Raw genomic sequence first — 17,987 nt, 5'->3', positions numbered from 1 at the left:
CTGCCTGTCACGCAGGGGGTCGCGGGTTCGAGCCCCGTCCGTTCCGCCACTTATTTAAATTATGCCTGCTTATATTAGCAGGCATAATGTTAAGCGTAATTTAGGGGCGTAGCTCAGTTGGTAGAGCACCGGTCTCCAAAACCGGGTGTCGCGAGTTCGAGTCTCTCCGCCCCTGCCATATAAATAACCCTTCGCGAGAGCGAGGGGTTTTTTTATGTCCAAAAATCAAAGCCTATGTACGGTATTTGGCCATCGCCATGACTTCATGTTCTAGCTAGATAACTACTGAAATAATCTTCAACTTGATTATAAAGCGACTCATCGCCTGTCAGTTGTTCCAAATTAATGCTCAGAAACATGAATCTTCAATCTTTTCGTCCATAATCACACCTGTTTCTGATGCTTAATCAAACAGTCGAAATCAGCTAGTGACACTAATTTCTACGCAGGCACCAAAACTGTTGTTTCGTCTACGAGTAATGCTCCCACACTATTTTTACTCCTTCTTTTCACTGCTGTGATGGCTGCTATTCTTCTATTTTTTATTTTATATCCCCCAATTGCCGTGATTAAGCCAGCAATATCTTTTGTGTGAACACTCCTTTTATTGATCCTATTTCTTCTTTAGCCACCACAAAATTTAAAAAGGTAACGTTCCCAATATATACCTATTTAGCTGAATTTATGTACAAAACGATTGTTATTCTGTGGTGTGACGTTGCTCATTATTACTTTTACAAAATGTACTAAAACTAATTAACATTTTAGCTATCGGGAAGCTCACCTTAAAAAACATTACCTGTTTTTCGAACGACATTATCTGCAAATTGGCCGAACTTCAGGACAGTTAATATCCTGAATGATTATCTGAACTGTTCTGCGGAATGGTAATGAATCAACGGCTCGACGATGGCAAGTGAGGAGATAAATATGTACAGGCGTTTACTGTTAGCAGCAGCTGTAACAGCGGCAATGTGTAGTGCAGTCCAAGCGGCTCCGTTAGTCGTGGGTTTTTCTCAAATAGGTTCAGAGTCCGGTTGGCGCTCTGCGGAAACTAAGGTTTCTAAACAAGAAGCAGAAAAACGCGGGATAACATTAAAAATAGCGGATGCTCAACAAAAGCAAGAAAACCAAATAAAAGCAGTAAGATCCTTTATCGCTCAGGGTGTTGATGCCATTTTCATTGCACCAGTGGTTGCAACGGGCTGGACACCAGTATTACAGGAAGCGAAAGAAGCCAAAATCCCGGTGTTCCTGCTCGACCGTATGATTGAAGTAAATGACCCTTCTTTATACACAGCAGCCGTAGCTTCAGATAGCGTTTATGAAGGAAAGGTTGCGGGTGAGTGGCTCCTGAAAGACGTGGCAGGCAAGCCTTGTAATGTCGTTGAACTGCAAGGCACCGTGGGTTCCAGTGTAGCGATTAATCGTAAAAAAGGTTTCGCTGATGGGATAGCTTCGGCACCTAACGTGAAAATTATCCGCTCTCAATCCGGGGATTTCACGCGCAGTAAGGGTAAAGAAGTGATGGAGAGCTTCATTAAGGCTGAGCAAAACGGCAAGAATATCTGCGCTGTTTATGCGCATAACGATGACATGGCGATTGGTGCCATTCAAGCCATTAAAGAAGCGGGCCTGAAACCCGGTACAGAAATCAAAATCGTCTCTATCGACGGTGTACCTGACATCTTTAAAGCAATGAGTAGCGGCGAAGCAAACGCTACCGTCGAGTTAACGCCAAATATGGCGGGTCCGGCTTTCGACGCATTAATCGCACTGAAGAAAGACGGGACTCAACCGCCTAAATTTATCCAGACAGAATCTCGCCTGTTACAGCCTGACACGGCCAAACAGGAGTATGAATCTAAGAAAAGCCTAGGTTATTGATTCAAAGGCGGAGCTTGCTCCGCCTACTTTCGTCACCTGTATTTGGGCAATAATCGTTTTTGAGCATAGGTACATCTGATGGAAACACTGCTAGAAGTCCGCGGCTTGTCGGTTGAATTTCCAGGTGTTAAGGCATTGGACTCTGTCGATTTTTCTCTGCATCGCGGAGAAGTCGTCGCTTTGTTGGGGGAGAATGGTGCAGGGAAATCGACATTAATCAAAGCATTAACCGGGGTCTATAAGCGCAGCGCCGGTGAGGTTTATTTGGACGGTAAGGCCATTTGTCCAATTGATACGGCTGATGCTCAAAAAATGGGGATTGGTACTGTTTATCAAGAAGTTAACTTACTGCCCAACATATCGGTTGCGGCTAATCTCTTTATTGGCCGGGAGCCATTACGCTGGGGAATGATTGATCACCGGACGATGAATTTGCAGGCGGAAAAGCTACTGACCGGTTATGGTTTAGCATTAGATGTGCAGCAACCTTTAGCGAATTTTTCTATTGCGATACAACAAATTGTCGCGATTGCCCGCGCAGTTGATCTCTCTGCAAAAGTTCTGATTTTGGATGAACCGACTGCCAGTCTGGACGCCAAAGAAGTCAGTATGCTACTGGATATTTTACGTCAGTTACGAGACCAAGGCATCGGCATGGTATTCGTGACCCATTTCCTCGATCAGGTCTATCGGATCAGTGATCGCATCACCGTTTTTCGTAATGGCAAACTCGTCGGCACGAAAACTGCCGCAGAACTTCCCCGCATTGAGTTGGTACAGATGATGCTAGGCCACAGTTTTGATGAGCAATTACTGAAACGTGGTGAACATAATATTGTGGCAAGTAACCCATTGGTTGAGTTTAAAAACTATGGCCGACGGGGTGTGGTTGAAAGTTTTGATTTATCGGTTTCCCCCGGTGAAATTGTTGGCCTGGCGGGGCTATTAGGCTCAGGACGCACCGAAACTGCACAGCTAATTTTCGGTGTCACCACACCGGATACCGGCGAAGCTAAAATTCAGGGCAAGCCGGTCAAAATCAGAACCCCCCGTAAAGCATCAAAGTTCGGTTTTGGCTATTGTCCGGAAGATCGCAAAACGGATGGCATTATTGGTGCGGCAACGGTTCGGGAAAATATTATTCTGGCTTTACAGGCTCAACGGGGCTGGTTGCGGCCCATCTCAATGCGTGAACAAACTCAAATCGCTGAGGAGTTCATTCAGCAGTTGGGTATTCGCACCCCTGGCCCCGAGCAACAAATTCAATATCTCTCCGGCGGCAACCAGCAAAAGGTGTTATTAGCCCGTTGGCTCGCCACAAAACCGCGATTTTTAATTTTGGATGAGCCAACGCGCGGAATTGATGTAGGGGCACATGCTGAGATTATTCGACTGATTGAGAAGCTGTGTGACGAAGGGTTGGCACTGTTAATTATCTCATCCGAGTTAGAAGAGTTAGCGGGATATGCCGATCGCGTCATTGTGCTGCGTGACCGCCGGCATATTGCTCAGCTTGAGCACAGTGAGATTTCCGTTCCTGCCATTATGCAGGCGATTGCGGTGTAATAAGGAGTTACCTCATGGTAAATAGGAGCCTATCGATGCCGCAACGACCGCGCAAAGTTAACTGGGTCTTACCGAAAGGTGCCACTCAATTTGGCGCTCTGGCGGTCATTTTATTAATTGATAGTTTGGTCGCTCCACACTTTTTCTCGATCCACATTCAGGATGGGCGACTGTTTGGCAGTGTCATTGATATCTTGAATCGAGGCGCGCCTGTTGCCTTATTGGCTCTGGGAATGACATTAGTGATTGCCACTGGCGGCATAGATCTATCTGTCGGGGCGGTGATGGCGATTGCTGGGGCGACAGCAGCGACATTAACCAGTGCGGGGCATCCTTTACCGACCGTATTAGCCGCCGCGCTGGCAGTTGGCGCGTTATGCGGATTATGGAACGGCTTCTTGGTGGCGGTATTACAAATTCAACCCATTGTTGCCACCTTGATGTTAATGGTGGCCGGACGCGGCATCGCCCAACTGATTACAGAAGGGCAAATTGTTACTTTTGATAGTGGTGGTTTGGCGAAGTTAGGCAGCAGTACGTTGATGTACTTGCCGATGTCCGTGGTCATCGCATTGAGTATGCTGATTATTGTGTGGCTATTGACCCGCAAAACAGCACTGGGGCTATTTATTGAGTCAGTGGGCATTAACTTACGTTCAGCGCGGAATGCGGGGGTGAGTACTCGGTTGGTGCTCATTGCGGTGTATGTGATCTGTGGTGTCTGTGCCGCCGTTGCGGGCATTATCGTGACCGCAGATATCCGTGGTGCAGATGCGAACAATGCTGGTTTATGGCTGGAGTTGGATGCAATTCTGGCGGTAGTTATTGGTGGCGCTTCCTTGATGGGAGGGCGTTTTAACCTTCTGCTCTCGGTGATCGGCGCTTTGATTATTCAGGGGATGAATACTGGGATCTTACTCTCCGGTTATCAGCCGGAATTTAACTTAGTGCTTAAAGCCATTGTGGTCTTAGCTGTCTTGGTGGTGCAGTCACCAATGATCTCATTTAGCCATATCTTCCGGAGGCAAAAGTAATGTTAAAGCGTAATATTCCTTTGCTGATTACTATTGCCGTTTTTATTCTGGGATATGCTTTTTGTCTCAGCCAGTTTCCCAGCTTTTCATCCACCCGCGTATGGTGTGATTTACTGACGGATAATGCCTTTCTGGGCATTGTTGCCGTGGGTATGACCTTCGTTATTTTATCGGGTGGGATCGATTTATCCGTTGGTTCAGTCATTGCTTTTACCGGCGTGCTGTTGGCAAAGTTAATCGGGACTTATGGTATTCATCCGGTGTATGCCTTCGCCATAGTCTTATTTATGGGGGCGATGTTTGGTGCATTGATGGGATGGATTATCGACTCCCTGAAACTTCCGGCATTCATCATCACTTTGGCGGGGATGTTCTTTGTGCGAGGCATGAGTTTTATCGTGTCTGAAGAGTCTATTCCCATTAATCACCCGATCTATGCCACGCTGGCGAACTATGCCTGGAAAGTCCCCGGAGGGGGGCGATTTACATTACTCGCCTTCATCATGCTAATGGTGGTGGTATTTGGGGTCTTGCTGGCCCACCGTACCCGTTTTGGCCATAACGTCTATGCGATAGGGGGTAACAGTGTTTCCGCTGCGCTGATGGGCGTTCCCGTCAGAAAAACCACCATTAAAATCTACATGCTATCGAGCACACTCGCAGCATTGTCGGGCATTGTTTTCTCGCTCTACACTTCTGCAGGTTATGCCTTGGCGGCCAGTGGTGTCGAGTTAGATGCTATTGCTGCAGTCGTTATCGGCGGCACATTACTCACGGGAGGGATCGGAACTGTCTTCGGCACCCTGTTTGGAGTGTTGATTCAGGGGCTGATACAGAGTTACATCACTTTCGATGGTACGCTCAGCTCATGGTGGACCAAGATTGTCATCGGAATCTTGCTATTTAGCTTTATTGCGATTCAGAAGATGATGAGTGCCTTTTATTTGAATCGCCGAGCTCGCCCTAAGTCACCGCCACTTAATCCTGTATAGCGCTCTGAGTGGCGTTATTCATAGGGGTTTTTAATAGTTGTCGGATCAAGGGTTGCTGGTCACTGTTTTGCAGCCAAACGGCATACAGTGGCCGTACAATTGCGGGTATATCAGCATTAAGTACCAATTGAGGGTACTCTTTTTGCCAATGTTCCGGCAGAAATGCACAACCCCCGGTGGTTTCCAATAGCTGCCGGGTTAAATGGGCTGAGGTGGTGGTTAATACCGGCGACTGCTCACTGTTGAGCAGTCGATTCTCTTGCAACTGAAAATCAGCTCCCCACTCGAGTTTGATATAGGGCGCTTCATTTGCATTTTCATGCTCATTTTCGACATCATTTTCTTTTGATAAATCAATGGCTATAGACGAAAAAAGCCGCAGCGAGAAGTGTCCTAAAAGCTGGCTGGCTAACTCGTCCATTTTCGGCGGTTCGGTGGTTATCAGCAAATCCAGTTGCCGTTCGTGCAACTGTTTCACTAGCGATTGCCGAAGGGCAATACGTGCCTCAAGGCGCAATGAGCCTCGCTGTTGGTACAACTGTTGCAACCAGGAAGTGAGGTAAGCCTCCCAAAGCGAAGCGGTTGCACCAATAGACAATTCAGTATGTTGTAGCGAGTGTGCAACTTCTTTTTTAGCCAGTTGCCAGGTGCTCATCAGTGTTTCAGCATAGGGAACCAACCGCTCACCTGCTGGTGTTAGACGAATATTATTGCGATGGCGAGTGAATAAATTTGCACCTAATTGATTTTCCAACTGACGGATACGAAAACTTACCGCTGACTGCGTTAAGTACAAAGATTCAGCAGCGCGACCAAAGTGGCGAGTTCTACTGACTTCCAAAAAGGTTTTCAGTAATTCAGTATCCACACCTATCTCCAATTTTTTTTATCGTTAAGATTTAAATGTTTTGTTTTACACGATGTCAAGCCTATCTAATACTCCGCGCCATAAACAGCACGACCATGAGAGAATTAGGAGCGTGTCAGATGGCGGATAGCTTCATCACGACCAATCGTTTTTTTGATAATAAACATTATCCTCGCGGATTCTCGCGTCACGGCGATTTCACCATTAAAGAGGCGCAATTGCTAGAGCGCCATGGTTACGCCTTTAACGAACTCGACCTTGGCAAGCGCGAGCCTGCAACGGAAGAAGAACAGCAGTTTGTGGCTGTATGTCGCGGCGAACGTGAACCGATCAGTGCCGAGGAAAAAGTCTGGTCAAAATATGTGACCCGGACTCGTCGTCCTAAACGCTTCCATACGTTGTCAGGCGGTAAGCCGCAGATGGATGCGGTGGAAGACTATACCGATAACGACGACTAATACCCTCTTACCCTTCGTCCTTGAAGCCACAGTGGTATAAGTGCGGTGATGGATAATAGGGGGCTTCTGCTCCCTATTCACATTAGGCTCTTATGCAGCTGCAACAGCAATCGGTCCATACAACGATAACTTAGCGCTTCTGAAAGATGACTTTTTTGGATGCTATTTTCCTTAGACAGATCGGCGATGGTGCGTGCGACTTTCAAAATATGGTGCCAGGCGCGCACCGACAACCCCAATGTCAAAAGAACCTGTTCCAGAAAGGCGGCGTTCTCTGGTGCTAAATAGCAATGTTCAGCAACTTCCTGGCTGCTCAGTTGGGTATTTATCTTTCCAGCCCTATCTAATTGCCTTTGCCTCGCCTGTAATACTCGCAGCCTAACTGTTTCGCTACTCTCCCCCTGATTTTTCTGTGCCCCGAGCATACCTGCGGGGAGCAATGGGACTTCAATCGAGAGATCAAATCTATCCAGAAACGGGCCAGACAGTTTTGCCAGATAGCGCAAAATTTGCTGTGGCGGCGTTCGGTTATGGATGCCCTGATAATGGCCGCTGGGGCTGGGATTCATCGCGGCTATCAGTTGCACTTTCGCGGGAAAGCATACTTTGGCTGCTGCGCGGGAAATAATAATCTCGCCTGACTCCAGCGGCTCACGTAGTGAGTCCAGTACCCGCCGCTCAAATTCTGGCAGCTCGTCCAGAAACAGCACCCCATTGTGGGCCAGCGATACCTCACCCGGACGTGGAATGGAGCCGCCGCCAATCAGTGCCGCCATGGATGCGCTATGATGGGGGGCGCGAAAAGCGCGGTGACGCCACTGGGCGGGTAGTTCGTTACTGTGCAGCAGGCCGTTGATAGCGGCAGCCTCCAGCGCTTCTTGATTGGTGAGTGGCGGCAGTAATCCGGTCAGCCGATTGGCCAGCATAGTTTTACCGGTCCCCGGTGGCCCAAGTAGCAGTAGGTTATGGCCGCCAGCTGCGGCTATCTCCAAAGCGCGCTTAGCCTGTGATTGGCCGATGATATCTTGCAGGTCGAGGTTGCTATCCCAGGATGGAGCCGACTCAAGGGGTTGACCCTGAGCGAGGCTGTTTTCACCCTGCAAAAAACCACACACCGCCAATAAGTGCTCAGCAACCCAGCTGTTACCTTGCGGGATCAAACCTATCTCAAGATGGTTGGCGGTCGGGAGGATTAACTGCCGCTGGGCTTCACGACTGGCGAGTGCTGCCGGAATTGCGCCGCTAACCCGCCTTAGCGCTCCTGACAGGGCAAGCTCACCTAAGAACTCATAGTGCGCTAATTTATCTGTAGGAATCTGTTCTGACGCCGCCAGTATCGCTAATGCGATAGGCAGATCATAACGACCACCTTCTTTGGGTAAGTCTGCCGGTGCCAGACTGACAGTGATCCGCTTCGCGGGAAAGTTAAAACCGCTGTTGATTAATGCGCTTCGAACCCTATCTCGTGCCTCTTTTACCGTGGTTTCCGGTAAGCCGACCAAGACTAATCCAGGTAGTCCATTGCTGATATGGACTTCTACCGTGACATTGGGAGCCTGAATGCCCAGCGTGGCGCGAGTGTGAATGGTTGCCAGTGACATAATGCACTCCTTTGCTGTAATTGTTGCCAGCAAGATAGTGCCTCGGGGATTTTTTCTGTGCGCAGGAAAATGGTGGGTTTGCGAAATGTCGCGAGAAGTTTCGGTGTAACGGCTGCACTAAAATTAAAAATTGCGGCTTGGCCCGCAAAAAAAGACCAGTATGCCGATGTGGGTTTTACTGGTTGATAAATAATACGTTTGTGACGTTTCGTGTGCAGACTCACAAAATAATAATTTAAATAAATATTGTCAGATAACCAATAACTGTGATAACTCTGTAGGTATTCGTTCGACACTAGACAGATGAACAACCTAATTATGAAAGCGATTGTCCAAGTGATTAACCTAGTCCTAATTAGCGTGGTGGTGATTATTATCCCACCGTGCGGGGCTGCACTTGGACGAAGAAAGGCATAGAAATCAAGCCTTAATCTCAAGAGAACCCCCGCACCGAAAGGTCCGGGGGTTTTTTTATTGGTACGTTAAAGACGCGAGGAACATAAAATGCACAACAGAATAAAATCCTGTGCCTCCCGCAAAAGGTCGGGGAAATAACTATGAATGGTGCTCAGTGGGTGGTTCAGGCGTTGCGTGCGCAGGGTGTTGATACGGTATTCGGCTACCCTGGGGGGGCGATTATGCCAGTGTATGACGCTTTGTATGATGGTGGTGTTGAGCATCTACTCTGCCGCCATGAGCAGGGCGCTGCGATTGCCGCTATTGGTTATGCACGAGCAACCGGCAAAGTCGGGGTGTGTATCGCCACTTCCGGCCCTGGGGCCACGAATCTGATCACCGGTTTGGCTGATGCGTTGCTGGACTCCGTACCCGTTATCGCGATCACCGGTCAGGTGGGTTCTGCGCTCATCGGCACCGATGCTTTTCAAGAGATCGACGTACTGGGCTTGTCACTGGCTTGCACCAAACACAGTTTCCTCGTTGAATCACTGGATGCGTTGCCGGGTATCATGGCTGAAGCTTTTGCCATCGCCACCAGTGGCCGCCCTGGCCCGGTTTTAATTGATATTCCTAAAGATATTCAGTTGGCTGTGGGTGAGTTGACCCCGCATTTGATGCCGGTTGAAGAGCACTTGGTTGATTCTGCCGCTGAGCTGCAACAAGCTTGGGATATGCTGGCGACCGCGAAAAAGCCGATGCTGTATGTTGGTGGTGGCGTCGGTATGGCACAGGCGGTTCCCGCGCTGCGTGCTTTTATTCAGGCCACAGGTATACCCGCGGTGGCGACCCTGAAAGGCTTGGGTGCCCCGGATACTGAGCACCCTTGCTATCTGGGGATGCTGGGAATGCATGGCACCAAAGCCGCGAACTTTGCCGTACAGGATTGTGATTTATTGATCGCAGTTGGCGCCCGTTTTGATGACCGCGTAACTGGAAAATTGAATACATTCGCCCCGAAAGCAAAAGTTATTCATATGGATATCGATCCGGCTGAGCTGGGTAAGTTGCGTCAGGTTCACGTGGCATTGCAGGGCGATTTGAAGGTGTTACTGCCCGCCTTACAGCAGCCGCTGAATATCCAACCGTGGCGCGATGAGGTGATGGCGTTAAAACAGCAACATAGCTGGCGTTACGACCACCCAGGGCAGGCGATTTATGCTCCGTTGTTGTTAAAGCAGATTTCTGAGCGCAAAGCGCCGCAAACCGTGGTGACCACCGATGTGGGTCAGCATCAAATGTGGACGGCGCAACATATGAACTTTACCCGTCCTGAGAATTTCATCACCTCCAGCGGCCTGGGCACCATGGGCTTCGGCGTACCGGCGGCGGTTGGCGCACAGATGGCCCGCCCTGATGATATGGTTATCTGTGTCTCCGGTGATGGTTCGTTTATGATGAATGTTCAGGAGTTGGGCACGATAAAACGAAAACAGTTACCGCTGAAGATAGTATTGTTGGATAACCAGCGGTTGGGGATGGTTCGACAGTGGCAGCAGCTGTTTTTTGATGGACGTTATAGCGAAACCAATCTCTCTGATAACCCCGATTTCATCACTCTGGCCAGTGCTTTCAATATCCCCGGCCAACGTATCACCCGAAAAGACCAAGTCGAAGCCGCACTGGATGCGCTGTTTAACAGCGAAGGCCCTTATTTGCTCCAGGTTTCTATCGACGAACTCGAAAACGTTTGGCCGTTAGTGCCGCCAGGCGCAGGTAATGAAACCATGCTGGAGAAAATCTCATGATACAACATCAACTCTCTATCCAAGCCCGCTTCCGCCCTGAGATGTTAGAGCGCGTATTGCGGGTTGTGCGGCACCGCGGTTTTCAGGTTTGTGCTATGAATATGTCACCAATGATTAATGCTGAGAATATTAATATTGAATTGACCGTTGCCAGCGGGCGACCTGTCGATTTACTGTCTTCTCAGCTGAGTAAGCTTATGGATGTCGCCTGCGTCGAGATCCTACAACCTAATTCATTACAGATACGCGCCTGATGCGCCACAAGGAAAGAAAAGAATGACGAAGAAAGCTGATTTTATTTGGTTTAACGGTGAAATGGTTCCGTGGGCAGAGGCTAAAGTTCACGTGATGTCTCACGCGTTACACTACGGCACGTCAGTCTTCGAAGGTGTTCGTTGCTACGACTCCCATAAAGGACCAGTGGTTTTCCGTCACCGCGAACACATGCAGCGTTTACATGACTCAGCCAAAATTTACCGTATGCCCGTTTCTCAGTCGGTTGATGAGCTGATGGAAGCTTGCCGCGAGACACTGCGTACCAATAATCTGACCAGCGCCTATATCCGCCCATTGGTATTTATCGGTGATGTTGGTATGGGTGTGAATCCGCCAGATGGCTATAAGACGGATGTGATTATCGCGGCATTCCCATGGGGTGCGTATCTTGGCCCGGAAGCGCTGGAGCAAGGCATTGATGCCATGGTCTCCTCGTGGAACCGTGTTGCACCTAACACTATCCCGACGGCCGCAAAAGCCGGCGGTAACTACCTCTCTTCTTTGCTGGTGGGCAGTGAAGCACGCCGCCATGGCTATCAAGAAGGGATTGCACTGGATATCCACGGCTTCCTATCTGAAGGTGCCGGTGAGAACCTGTTTGAAGTGAAAGATGGCATCCTGTTCACGCCACCATTTACCTCTTCCGCTCTGCCGGGCATCACCCGCGACGCCATTATCAAACTGGCGAAAGATATGGGGCTGGAAGTGCGTGAGCAAGTGTTGTCACGTGAGTCGCTCTATCTGGCGGATGAAGTGTTTATGTCAGGTACGGCGGCAGAGATCACGCCAGTGCGCAGTGTTGATGGCATTCAGGTCGGTATTGGCAAACGTGGCCCGATCACGGCAAAAATCCAGCAAGCATTCTTCGGCCTGTTCACTGGCGAAACTGAAGACAAATGGGGCTGGTTGGATCAAGTTTACCCAGAGTCATCATCTAAATAGTCAGTAACAGATAAATAGTCAGTAGCAGAAAACCGCAGGTGGTTCGTTCGCCACCTGCAATACAGCTTACTTTTGAAAAGTAACACTCATTTGCAACACCGACTTGATGTGCAAAATAAAAAACGCGGAGTAAAGAGACAATGCCTAAGTACCGTTCCCATACCACCACCCATGGCCGTAATATGGCCGGCGCCCGCGCACTGTGGCGCGCTACCGGTATGACCGATGATGACTTCGGCAAACCAATTATTGCCGTGGTTAACTCATTTACCCAGTTTGTACCGGGCCACGTTCATTTGCGCGATTTAGGCAAACTGGTCGCGGAGCAAATCGAAGCTTCTGGCGGTGTGGCGAAAGAGTTCAACACCATTGCGGTGGATGATGGGATCGCTATGGGCCACGGCGGTATGCTCTACTCTCTGCCTTCGCGTGAATTGATCGCTGACTCGGTTGAGTACATGGTTAATGCCCACTGCGCAGATGCCATGGTCTGTATCTCTAACTGCGACAAAATTACCCCGGGGATGCTGATGGCTTCTCTGCGACTGAATATCCCGGTGATCTTTGTGTCTGGTGGCCCGATGGAAGCCGGGAAAACCAAGCTGTCAGACAAAATCATCAAGCTGGATCTGGTGGATGCCATGATCCAGGGTGCCAACCCCAATGTCAGCGATGCCGACAGTGAGCAGATTGAGCGCTCAGCTTGCCCAACCTGCGGCTCATGCTCCGGGATGTTTACCGCCAACTCAATGAACTGCCTGAATGAAGCGCTGGGTCTGGCTTTGCCGGGAAACGGTTCACTGCTGGCAACTCACGCCGACCGTAAACAGCTGTTCCTTGATGCCGGTAGGCATATCGTTGAGCTGACCAAACGTTATTACGAGCAAGATGATGTCACCGCCTTGCCACGTAGCATCGCCAATAAAGCGGCATTTGAAAACGCCATGACGCTGGATATTGCTATGGGCGGCTCGACCAATACCGTGCTGCATTTGCTGGCGGCAGCGCAGGAAGGAGACGTTGATTTCGACATTAGCGATATTGACCGTCTATCTCGCCAGGTGCCGCATCTGTGCAAAGTTGCGCCGAGCACCCAGAAATACCATATGGAAGATGTACACCGTGCGGGTGGGGTGATGGGGATTTTAGGCGAGCTGGATCGCGCTAACCTGCTGAACCGCGAAGTGAAAAATGTTTTGGGGCTGAATCTGACTCAAACGTTGTCAGCCTATGACGTGATGCTGACCCAGGATGAAGGTGTTAAGCAGATGTACGCCGCCGGTCCGGCCGGTATCCGCACCACCAAAGCCTTCTCGCAGGATTGCCGTTTCCCATCACTGGATACCGACCGCGAAGAGGGCTGTATCCGTACTCGGGAACATGCCTATAGTCAGGACGGTGGTTTGGCGGTGTTGTACGGCAATATTGCCGAAAACGGCAGCATTGTTAAAACCGCAGGCGTGGATAAAGAGAGTCTGGTCTTCCGTGGTCCGGCCAAAGTGTATGAGAGCCAGGATGATGCGGTAGAAGCCATTCTCGGCGGCAAAGTGGTTGCCGGTGATGTGGTGGTGATTCGCTACGAAGGGCCGAAAGGCGGGCCGGGGATGCAGGAGATGCTCTACCCGACCACTTACCTGAAATCTATGGGTTTGGGCAAAAGTTGCGCCTTGCTGACGGATGGTCGCTTCTCTGGCGGCACTTCGGGTCTGTCGATTGGTCACGTCTCACCCGAAGCCGCCAGTGGTGGCCTGATTGGTTTGGTGCAGAATGGCGATTTCATCAATATCGATATTCCGAACCGTGGCATCGTATTGGATGTGAGTGAGTCTGAACTGGCTGCCCGTCGTGAAACTGAAGAGGCCCGTGGCGCTGCTGCATGGTCACCGAAAGCCCGCGAACGTCAGGTATCTTATGCACTGCGCGCTTATGCCCTATTGGCAACCAGCGCTGACAAAGGTGCGGTGCGCGACAAAAGTAAGCTGGGAGGCTAATCCCCATGGCGGTATCACAACCCTTATCCGCTGCCCCCTGTGGGGCAGAGTACCTGCGTGCGATACTTCGCGCGCCGGTGTATGAGGTGGCGCAAGTCACCCCGCTGCAAGTGATGGAAAAGATCTCCTCCCGCTTGGGCAATACCATTTTAGTTAAACGTGAAGATCGTCAGCCGGTACATAGCTTTAAGCTGCGCGGCGCTTACGCGATGCTGGCGAGTCTGACAGAAGAGCAAAAAGCCTGTGGCGTGATAACTGCATCTGCGGGCAACCATGCGCAGGGGGTGGCGCTGTCGGCCAGTAAGCTGGGTATTAAGGCGCTGATTGTGATGCCAGTAGCCACCGCTGACATCAAAGTTGACGCGGTGCGCGGTTTTGGTGGTGAGGTGCTGCTGTTTGGTGCCAATTTCGATGAAGCCAAAGGCAAAGCTATCGCGCTGTCCCAGCAGCAGGGCTATACCTTCATTCCTCCTTTTGACCACCCAGCGGTGATTGCCGGGCAGGGAACGCTGGCGATGGAGTTACTCCAGCAAGACGCGCATCTTGACCGGATATTTGTACCGGTTGGCGGCGGCGGGCTGGTGGCGGGTGTGGCGGTGCTTATCAAGCAACTGATGCCGCAGATTAAAGTGATTGGGGTTGAGGCGGAAGATTCAGCCTGTTTACGTGCCGCGCTGGATGCGGGTAAGCCGGTGGATCTGGCACGTGTCGGTCTGTTTGCCGAAGGGGTGGCGGTGAAACGCATTGGCGATGAGCCTTTCCGCCTGTGCCAGGAGTATCTGGATGAGGTGATCACAGTCGACAGTGATGCTATCTGTGCGGCGGTCAAAGACATTTTTGAAGATGTGCGCGCCATTGCCGAACCATCTGGCGCACTGGCGCTGGCGGGGCTGAAAAAATATGTGCAGCAGCACAATATTCAAGGCGAGCGTTTGGCTCATGTGCTCTCCGGTGCTAACGTCAACTTCCACGGTTTGCGTTATGTATCAGAACGTTGTGAGCTGGGTGAGCAGCGTGAAGCTTTGTTGGCGGTCACTATTCCAGAGCAAAAAGGCAGTTTCTTACGTTTTTGCGAGTTGTTAGGGGGCCGTTCGGTGACGGAGTTTAACTACCGTTATGCCGATGCAAATAACGCCTGCATTTTTGTCGGGGTACGTTTGACCCGTGGTTATGCTGAGCGGGCTGAGATCTTGTCCGAGCTGCAGGAGAAGGGCTATCAGGTAGTGGATCTCTCTGATGACGAGATGGCCAAGCTCCATGTGCGTTATATGGTGGGTGGCCGGCCATCCAAGCCGCTACGTGAGCGCCTGTACAGCTTTGAGTTCCCTGAATCACCGGGGGCTTTGCTGAAATTCCTGCATACGCTCGGCACACACTGGAATATTTCGCTGTTCCATTACCGCAGCCACGGCACCGATTTTGGCCGAGTGTTGGCAGGGTTTGAATTATCGGCATCTGAACCGCAATTTGAGCAGCACCTGGCCGCATTGGGCTACGATTACCATGATGAAACCAATAACCCGGCATTTAAATTTTTCCTTGCAGGTTAAATAAAGCCATCAGGATCGCACCCCTATCTAATGATGGATAGGGGCGCGATCTGCCTTATTAAAATAGAGGAAGTAAATATTAATTTTCTTGATGTTAGTTATTATTAAAAATCATATCTAATAAATCGCCCGTTAATAAATAAATCTCAAACCTTAATTTCATTTTACTCATTGCTGGTTATTGAGTTATGGTGGTTTTGTGTTATTTATTTCAGTGCTCTGTACGAGTGACAGAAATACTGATTATATAGAGAGGTCATTTATGTCTATGATAAACAATCAAACTGAAAGTATTAACCCTGAGAGTAATTCAACGCTACTCAATGAGGGAGGGGCTGTTAAAGTGAATCAGCATCATTTAGAAAAAACTTTATCTGATGTAGCAAAAATAATAGCAGATAAGAACGCTGTTAACCAATGTTCTGGTTATTATCAAGAGAACAGCGATGGCACTTTCCACTCATATTCTACTGAAGCAGCGAATGCAGAAGGGATTAATAACGTCAAAATCCATGTTGAAGCAGAATACATTTCCGATAATATTGTTGGCTATACTATGAATATTACTGAGTTCGATAGCGCAGGGAATAAATTGAGCAACATAGAGAGTAAATTGGCTGCTGATGGAACAACCATAGGCCACCATGAAATGGAAGGTGGAATGGTCAATGATGCTGTTGCTGGCTCACTAATAGGAAAAGAATTTCCATTGGTTGAATCAATACACAGCTTCCCGCTCGGTAGTGTCGATATAGTGGCAACAGATATCATGGCGGTCACGACTTTGGCCGGCGTTGCATTCGCAGGTACAATAATTGCTGGTGTATTTTAATGAGGCCGCAGCATCCTTAAAGGTTTGCTGTTGACTTATAAATAAACCTCAGCTCCAAAGATGTTAATTAACGGCTCAGTGAGCCGTTAATTATTGTATTGACTTATCATACATATATTTTCGTTTATTTCCTTACGGGTTTCTATGTTGTTAAATATTTCAAGATATAATCATTATCACCTAGGGGTTTGAGTAATCTATTGTTTTATATTAAATAATTTTGTTTATCTTCTCCCTCCCTTAGCTAAAATATAACCAATGTTTTTAATGGTATTTATCTAATAAACAATATAGGTATCTGTATGTATAATGCAAAGTATTATAGCCATCATGATGGCAACCTCACTGACTATATTAAAAATAATAGTTATAACAATTCCATGGCATTAGAAGGTTACTCAATACTGGATTTTGTCTCTCATGATGGTAGCGACAATAAATATTTTGTAAAGGCGAGGAAGTATAACAATTCCAATGAACTCATTGGGATTGCAGATGTAACTCTCCATTACCATAATAATGGAAAAATATCTTCACTGTATGAGGATATATACGGTTCTGAGGAAGAATACAATTCTGGGGTGAAAGTGGTTAAATCTATTAATATAGATTTTGACCCTGTCGGCAACATGCTCTACCATCATGAATTCCATGGGGATGGTAGCGGATATACGACTATTCGTCAGGAGTTTGATTCCTCAGGTAAATTAACGTCAAGGATAGAAGAAAATAGGAAACTTAAAGATGGCTCGGTGTACACCACAAATACGGAGGGGGATGGTGCTGCTGTTTCAGTTATTGAAGTTATAGAAGATCTCAGTGGAAAATTATTGAGTAAAAAAGAGTGTACGAAAGATATTAATGACAATGTGATTTTTAGTGCTGAAAATAAATATAACTCTCGGGGCGAGTTAGCTACAAGAGATACTGTAACCCAAGAATTTGATAGTAAGAATAAATTAGATTATAAAGTTGAATTAAAGCAACGGGTTGACTCAAGGGGACGACTGACTTCCAGTGTTGAGACGAAATTTGATGGTGATGGAAAATTAATTAGCAAGGTCACAATAGAACAAAAATATGATATTTATGGTAACCTAATTCAGTTAGAAAAGAAAACATATGATGCTAATGAAAAATTAATAATTTCTATTAAAGGAACGCAGGATTTTAATTATCATCGAATAAAAAAGTCCGCAGTTCTGATAACTGAAAAATTTGGTCCTAATGAAATGCTGACTTCCAGATTAACAAAAGAATATAAGTATAACGATGATGGGAAGTTGGAATGGCGAATTGAGTCACCTCAAAAATTTAATGCTGCTGGAGTTGGAGCTCCCTTCACTAGCAAGAAATACTTTCCTAACGGAACAACAATTAGTTTTAGTGGTTGTTACTCACCTGCAAAGTCAGACCAACTAGTCAGTGCGATAAATGGTTTTGGCATCCTTAATCGGGGACCAGTTATTGAAACTGATGAGGCAAAAAATAAAGCTAGCGTTAAGATTATTTATGCTGACCAGAATTTATCGTCTCAATTTTATTAATATTTAGGACTGAGCATTACAGTAGTCCCCAAAAGGCTTCAATCAACGGCTCACCGAGCCGTTTTTTATCTCACTAATTAAACCCTCCTCTGAACTCCTCAATTAATGATGCCTAAATATAAAACAATAATAGTTAATTTTCTTATTATTGTTTTTGCTTATTTTTCATGTAATTTAATTTATCTCCTTATAATATTCCATATTGTGAGATGCTTAGAGGTAAAATCATTAGCATCTAA

At 48.0% G+C, this 17,987-nt stretch carries 15 protein-coding genes and 1 tRNA gene; 14 read left to right on the top strand and 2 right to left on the bottom strand.

Translation table 11 applies throughout. From position 1 onward, the window contains the following. Positions 1–102: 102 nt before the first annotated feature. The 5 genes from AACW11_RS10020 to yjfF all read left to right on the top strand — a co-directional run bounded on the left by AACW11_RS10020 (position 103) and on the right by yjfF (position 5,479). Positions 103–178: transfer RNA gene (locus AACW11_RS10020), tRNA-Trp, on the top strand. A gap of 752 nt (positions 179–930) precedes the next feature. Further along, the gene (ytfQ, locus tag AACW11_RS10015) at positions 931–1,887 is read left to right on the top strand and encodes a galactofuranose ABC transporter, galactofuranose-binding protein YtfQ (RefSeq protein WP_019213113.1); all 957 of its coding nucleotides are present in this window, start codon (positions 931–933) and stop codon (positions 1,885–1,887) included. 78 nt (positions 1,888–1,965) lie between these two features. Continuing rightward, positions 1,966–3,453: a galactofuranose ABC transporter, ATP-binding protein YtfR gene (ytfR, locus tag AACW11_RS10010; protein ID WP_212586670.1), complete on the top strand. Its 1,488-nt coding sequence runs from the start codon at positions 1,966–1,968 to the stop codon at positions 3,451–3,453. 14 nt (positions 3,454–3,467) lie between these two features. Then, the gene (ytfT, locus tag AACW11_RS10005) at positions 3,468–4,487 is read left to right on the top strand and encodes a galactofuranose ABC transporter, ATP-binding protein YtfT (protein ID WP_138775911.1); all 1,020 of its coding nucleotides are present in this window, start codon (positions 3,468–3,470) and stop codon (positions 4,485–4,487) included. After that, on the top strand, positions 4,487–5,479 hold the full coding sequence (yjfF, locus tag AACW11_RS10000; protein ID WP_032899126.1) for a galactofuranose ABC transporter, permease protein YjfF: 993 nt from the start codon (positions 4,487–4,489) through the stop codon (positions 5,477–5,479). The genes ytfT and yjfF overlap by 1 nt, the downstream gene beginning before the upstream one ends. Here yjfF and hdfR read toward each other — a convergent pair. Then, a complete protein-coding gene (gene hdfR / locus AACW11_RS09995) occupies positions 5,466–6,347 on the bottom strand; it encodes an HTH-type transcriptional regulator HdfR (protein ID WP_212586669.1) in 882 nt (293 codons plus the stop codon). The genes yjfF and hdfR overlap by 14 nt on opposite strands. Positions 6,348–6,466: 119 nt before the next feature. On the opposite strand from hdfR, the gene AACW11_RS09990 reads away from it, so the two are divergent. Then, a complete protein-coding gene (locus tag AACW11_RS09990; protein ID WP_212586668.1) occupies positions 6,467–6,805 on the top strand; it encodes a DUF413 domain-containing protein in 339 nt (112 codons plus the stop codon). Positions 6,806–6,882: 77 nt separating this feature from the next. Here AACW11_RS09990 and AACW11_RS09985 read toward each other — a convergent pair whose 3' ends face one another. Then, complete coding sequence (locus tag AACW11_RS09985; RefSeq protein WP_212586667.1) at positions 6,883–8,406, bottom strand: YifB family Mg chelatase-like AAA ATPase; 1,524 nt, start codon at positions 8,404–8,406, stop codon at positions 6,883–6,885. 318 nt (positions 8,407–8,724) lie between these two features. On the opposite strand from AACW11_RS09985, the gene ilvL reads away from it, so the two are divergent. The 8 genes from ilvL to AACW11_RS09945 all read left to right on the top strand — a co-directional run bounded on the left by ilvL (position 8,725) and on the right by AACW11_RS09945 (position 17,748). Beyond that, positions 8,725–8,823 (top strand): ilv operon leader peptide, encoded by a 99-nt coding sequence (gene ilvL, locus AACW11_RS09980; RefSeq protein ID WP_071822504.1) that lies wholly within the window; start codon positions 8,725–8,727, stop codon positions 8,821–8,823. Between the two features lie 140 nt (positions 8,824–8,963). Next, positions 8,964–10,610 (top strand): acetolactate synthase 2 catalytic subunit, encoded by a 1,647-nt coding sequence (ilvG, locus tag AACW11_RS09975; protein WP_212586666.1) that lies wholly within the window; start codon positions 8,964–8,966, stop codon positions 10,608–10,610. Continuing rightward, positions 10,607–10,864 (top strand): acetolactate synthase 2 small subunit, encoded by a 258-nt coding sequence (gene ilvM / locus AACW11_RS09970; RefSeq protein WP_032899018.1) that lies wholly within the window; start codon positions 10,607–10,609, stop codon positions 10,862–10,864. The genes ilvG and ilvM overlap by 4 nt, the downstream gene beginning before the upstream one ends. A 22-nt stretch (positions 10,865–10,886) precedes the next feature. Beyond that, complete coding sequence (locus AACW11_RS09965) at positions 10,887–11,828, top strand: branched-chain amino acid transaminase (RefSeq protein ID WP_005279322.1); 942 nt, start codon at positions 10,887–10,889, stop codon at positions 11,826–11,828. A 140-nt stretch (positions 11,829–11,968) separates the two neighbouring features. Beyond that, a complete protein-coding gene (gene ilvD, locus AACW11_RS09960) occupies positions 11,969–13,819 on the top strand; it encodes a dihydroxy-acid dehydratase (protein WP_212586665.1) in 1,851 nt (616 codons plus the stop codon). 5 nt (positions 13,820–13,824) lie between these two features. Then, positions 13,825–15,369 carry a threonine ammonia-lyase, biosynthetic gene (gene ilvA / locus AACW11_RS09955; RefSeq protein WP_212586664.1) on the top strand — a complete coding sequence of 515 codons (1,545 nt, stop codon included), beginning with the start codon at positions 13,825–13,827 and terminating at the stop codon, positions 15,367–15,369. A 262-nt stretch (positions 15,370–15,631) separates the two neighbouring features. Further along, positions 15,632–16,201 carry a hypothetical protein gene (locus tag AACW11_RS09950; RefSeq protein WP_212586663.1) on the top strand — a complete coding sequence of 190 codons (570 nt, stop codon included), beginning with the start codon at positions 15,632–15,634 and terminating at the stop codon, positions 16,199–16,201. A 302-nt stretch (positions 16,202–16,503) separates the two neighbouring features. Beyond that, positions 16,504–17,748, top strand: coding sequence for a hypothetical protein (locus tag AACW11_RS09945; protein ID WP_212586662.1), 1,245 nt, complete (start codon positions 16,504–16,506; stop codon positions 17,746–17,748). Positions 17,749–17,987: the final 239 nt, after the last annotated feature.

Source organism: Yersinia sp. Marseille-Q3913 (assembly GCF_963892745.1).
Classification (GTDB): domain Bacteria; phylum Pseudomonadota; class Gammaproteobacteria; order Enterobacterales; family Enterobacteriaceae; genus Yersinia; species Yersinia bercovieri.
The sequence above is the reverse complement of the archived record's forward strand: the minus strand, read 5'-3'. Positions and strand labels throughout refer to the sequence as shown.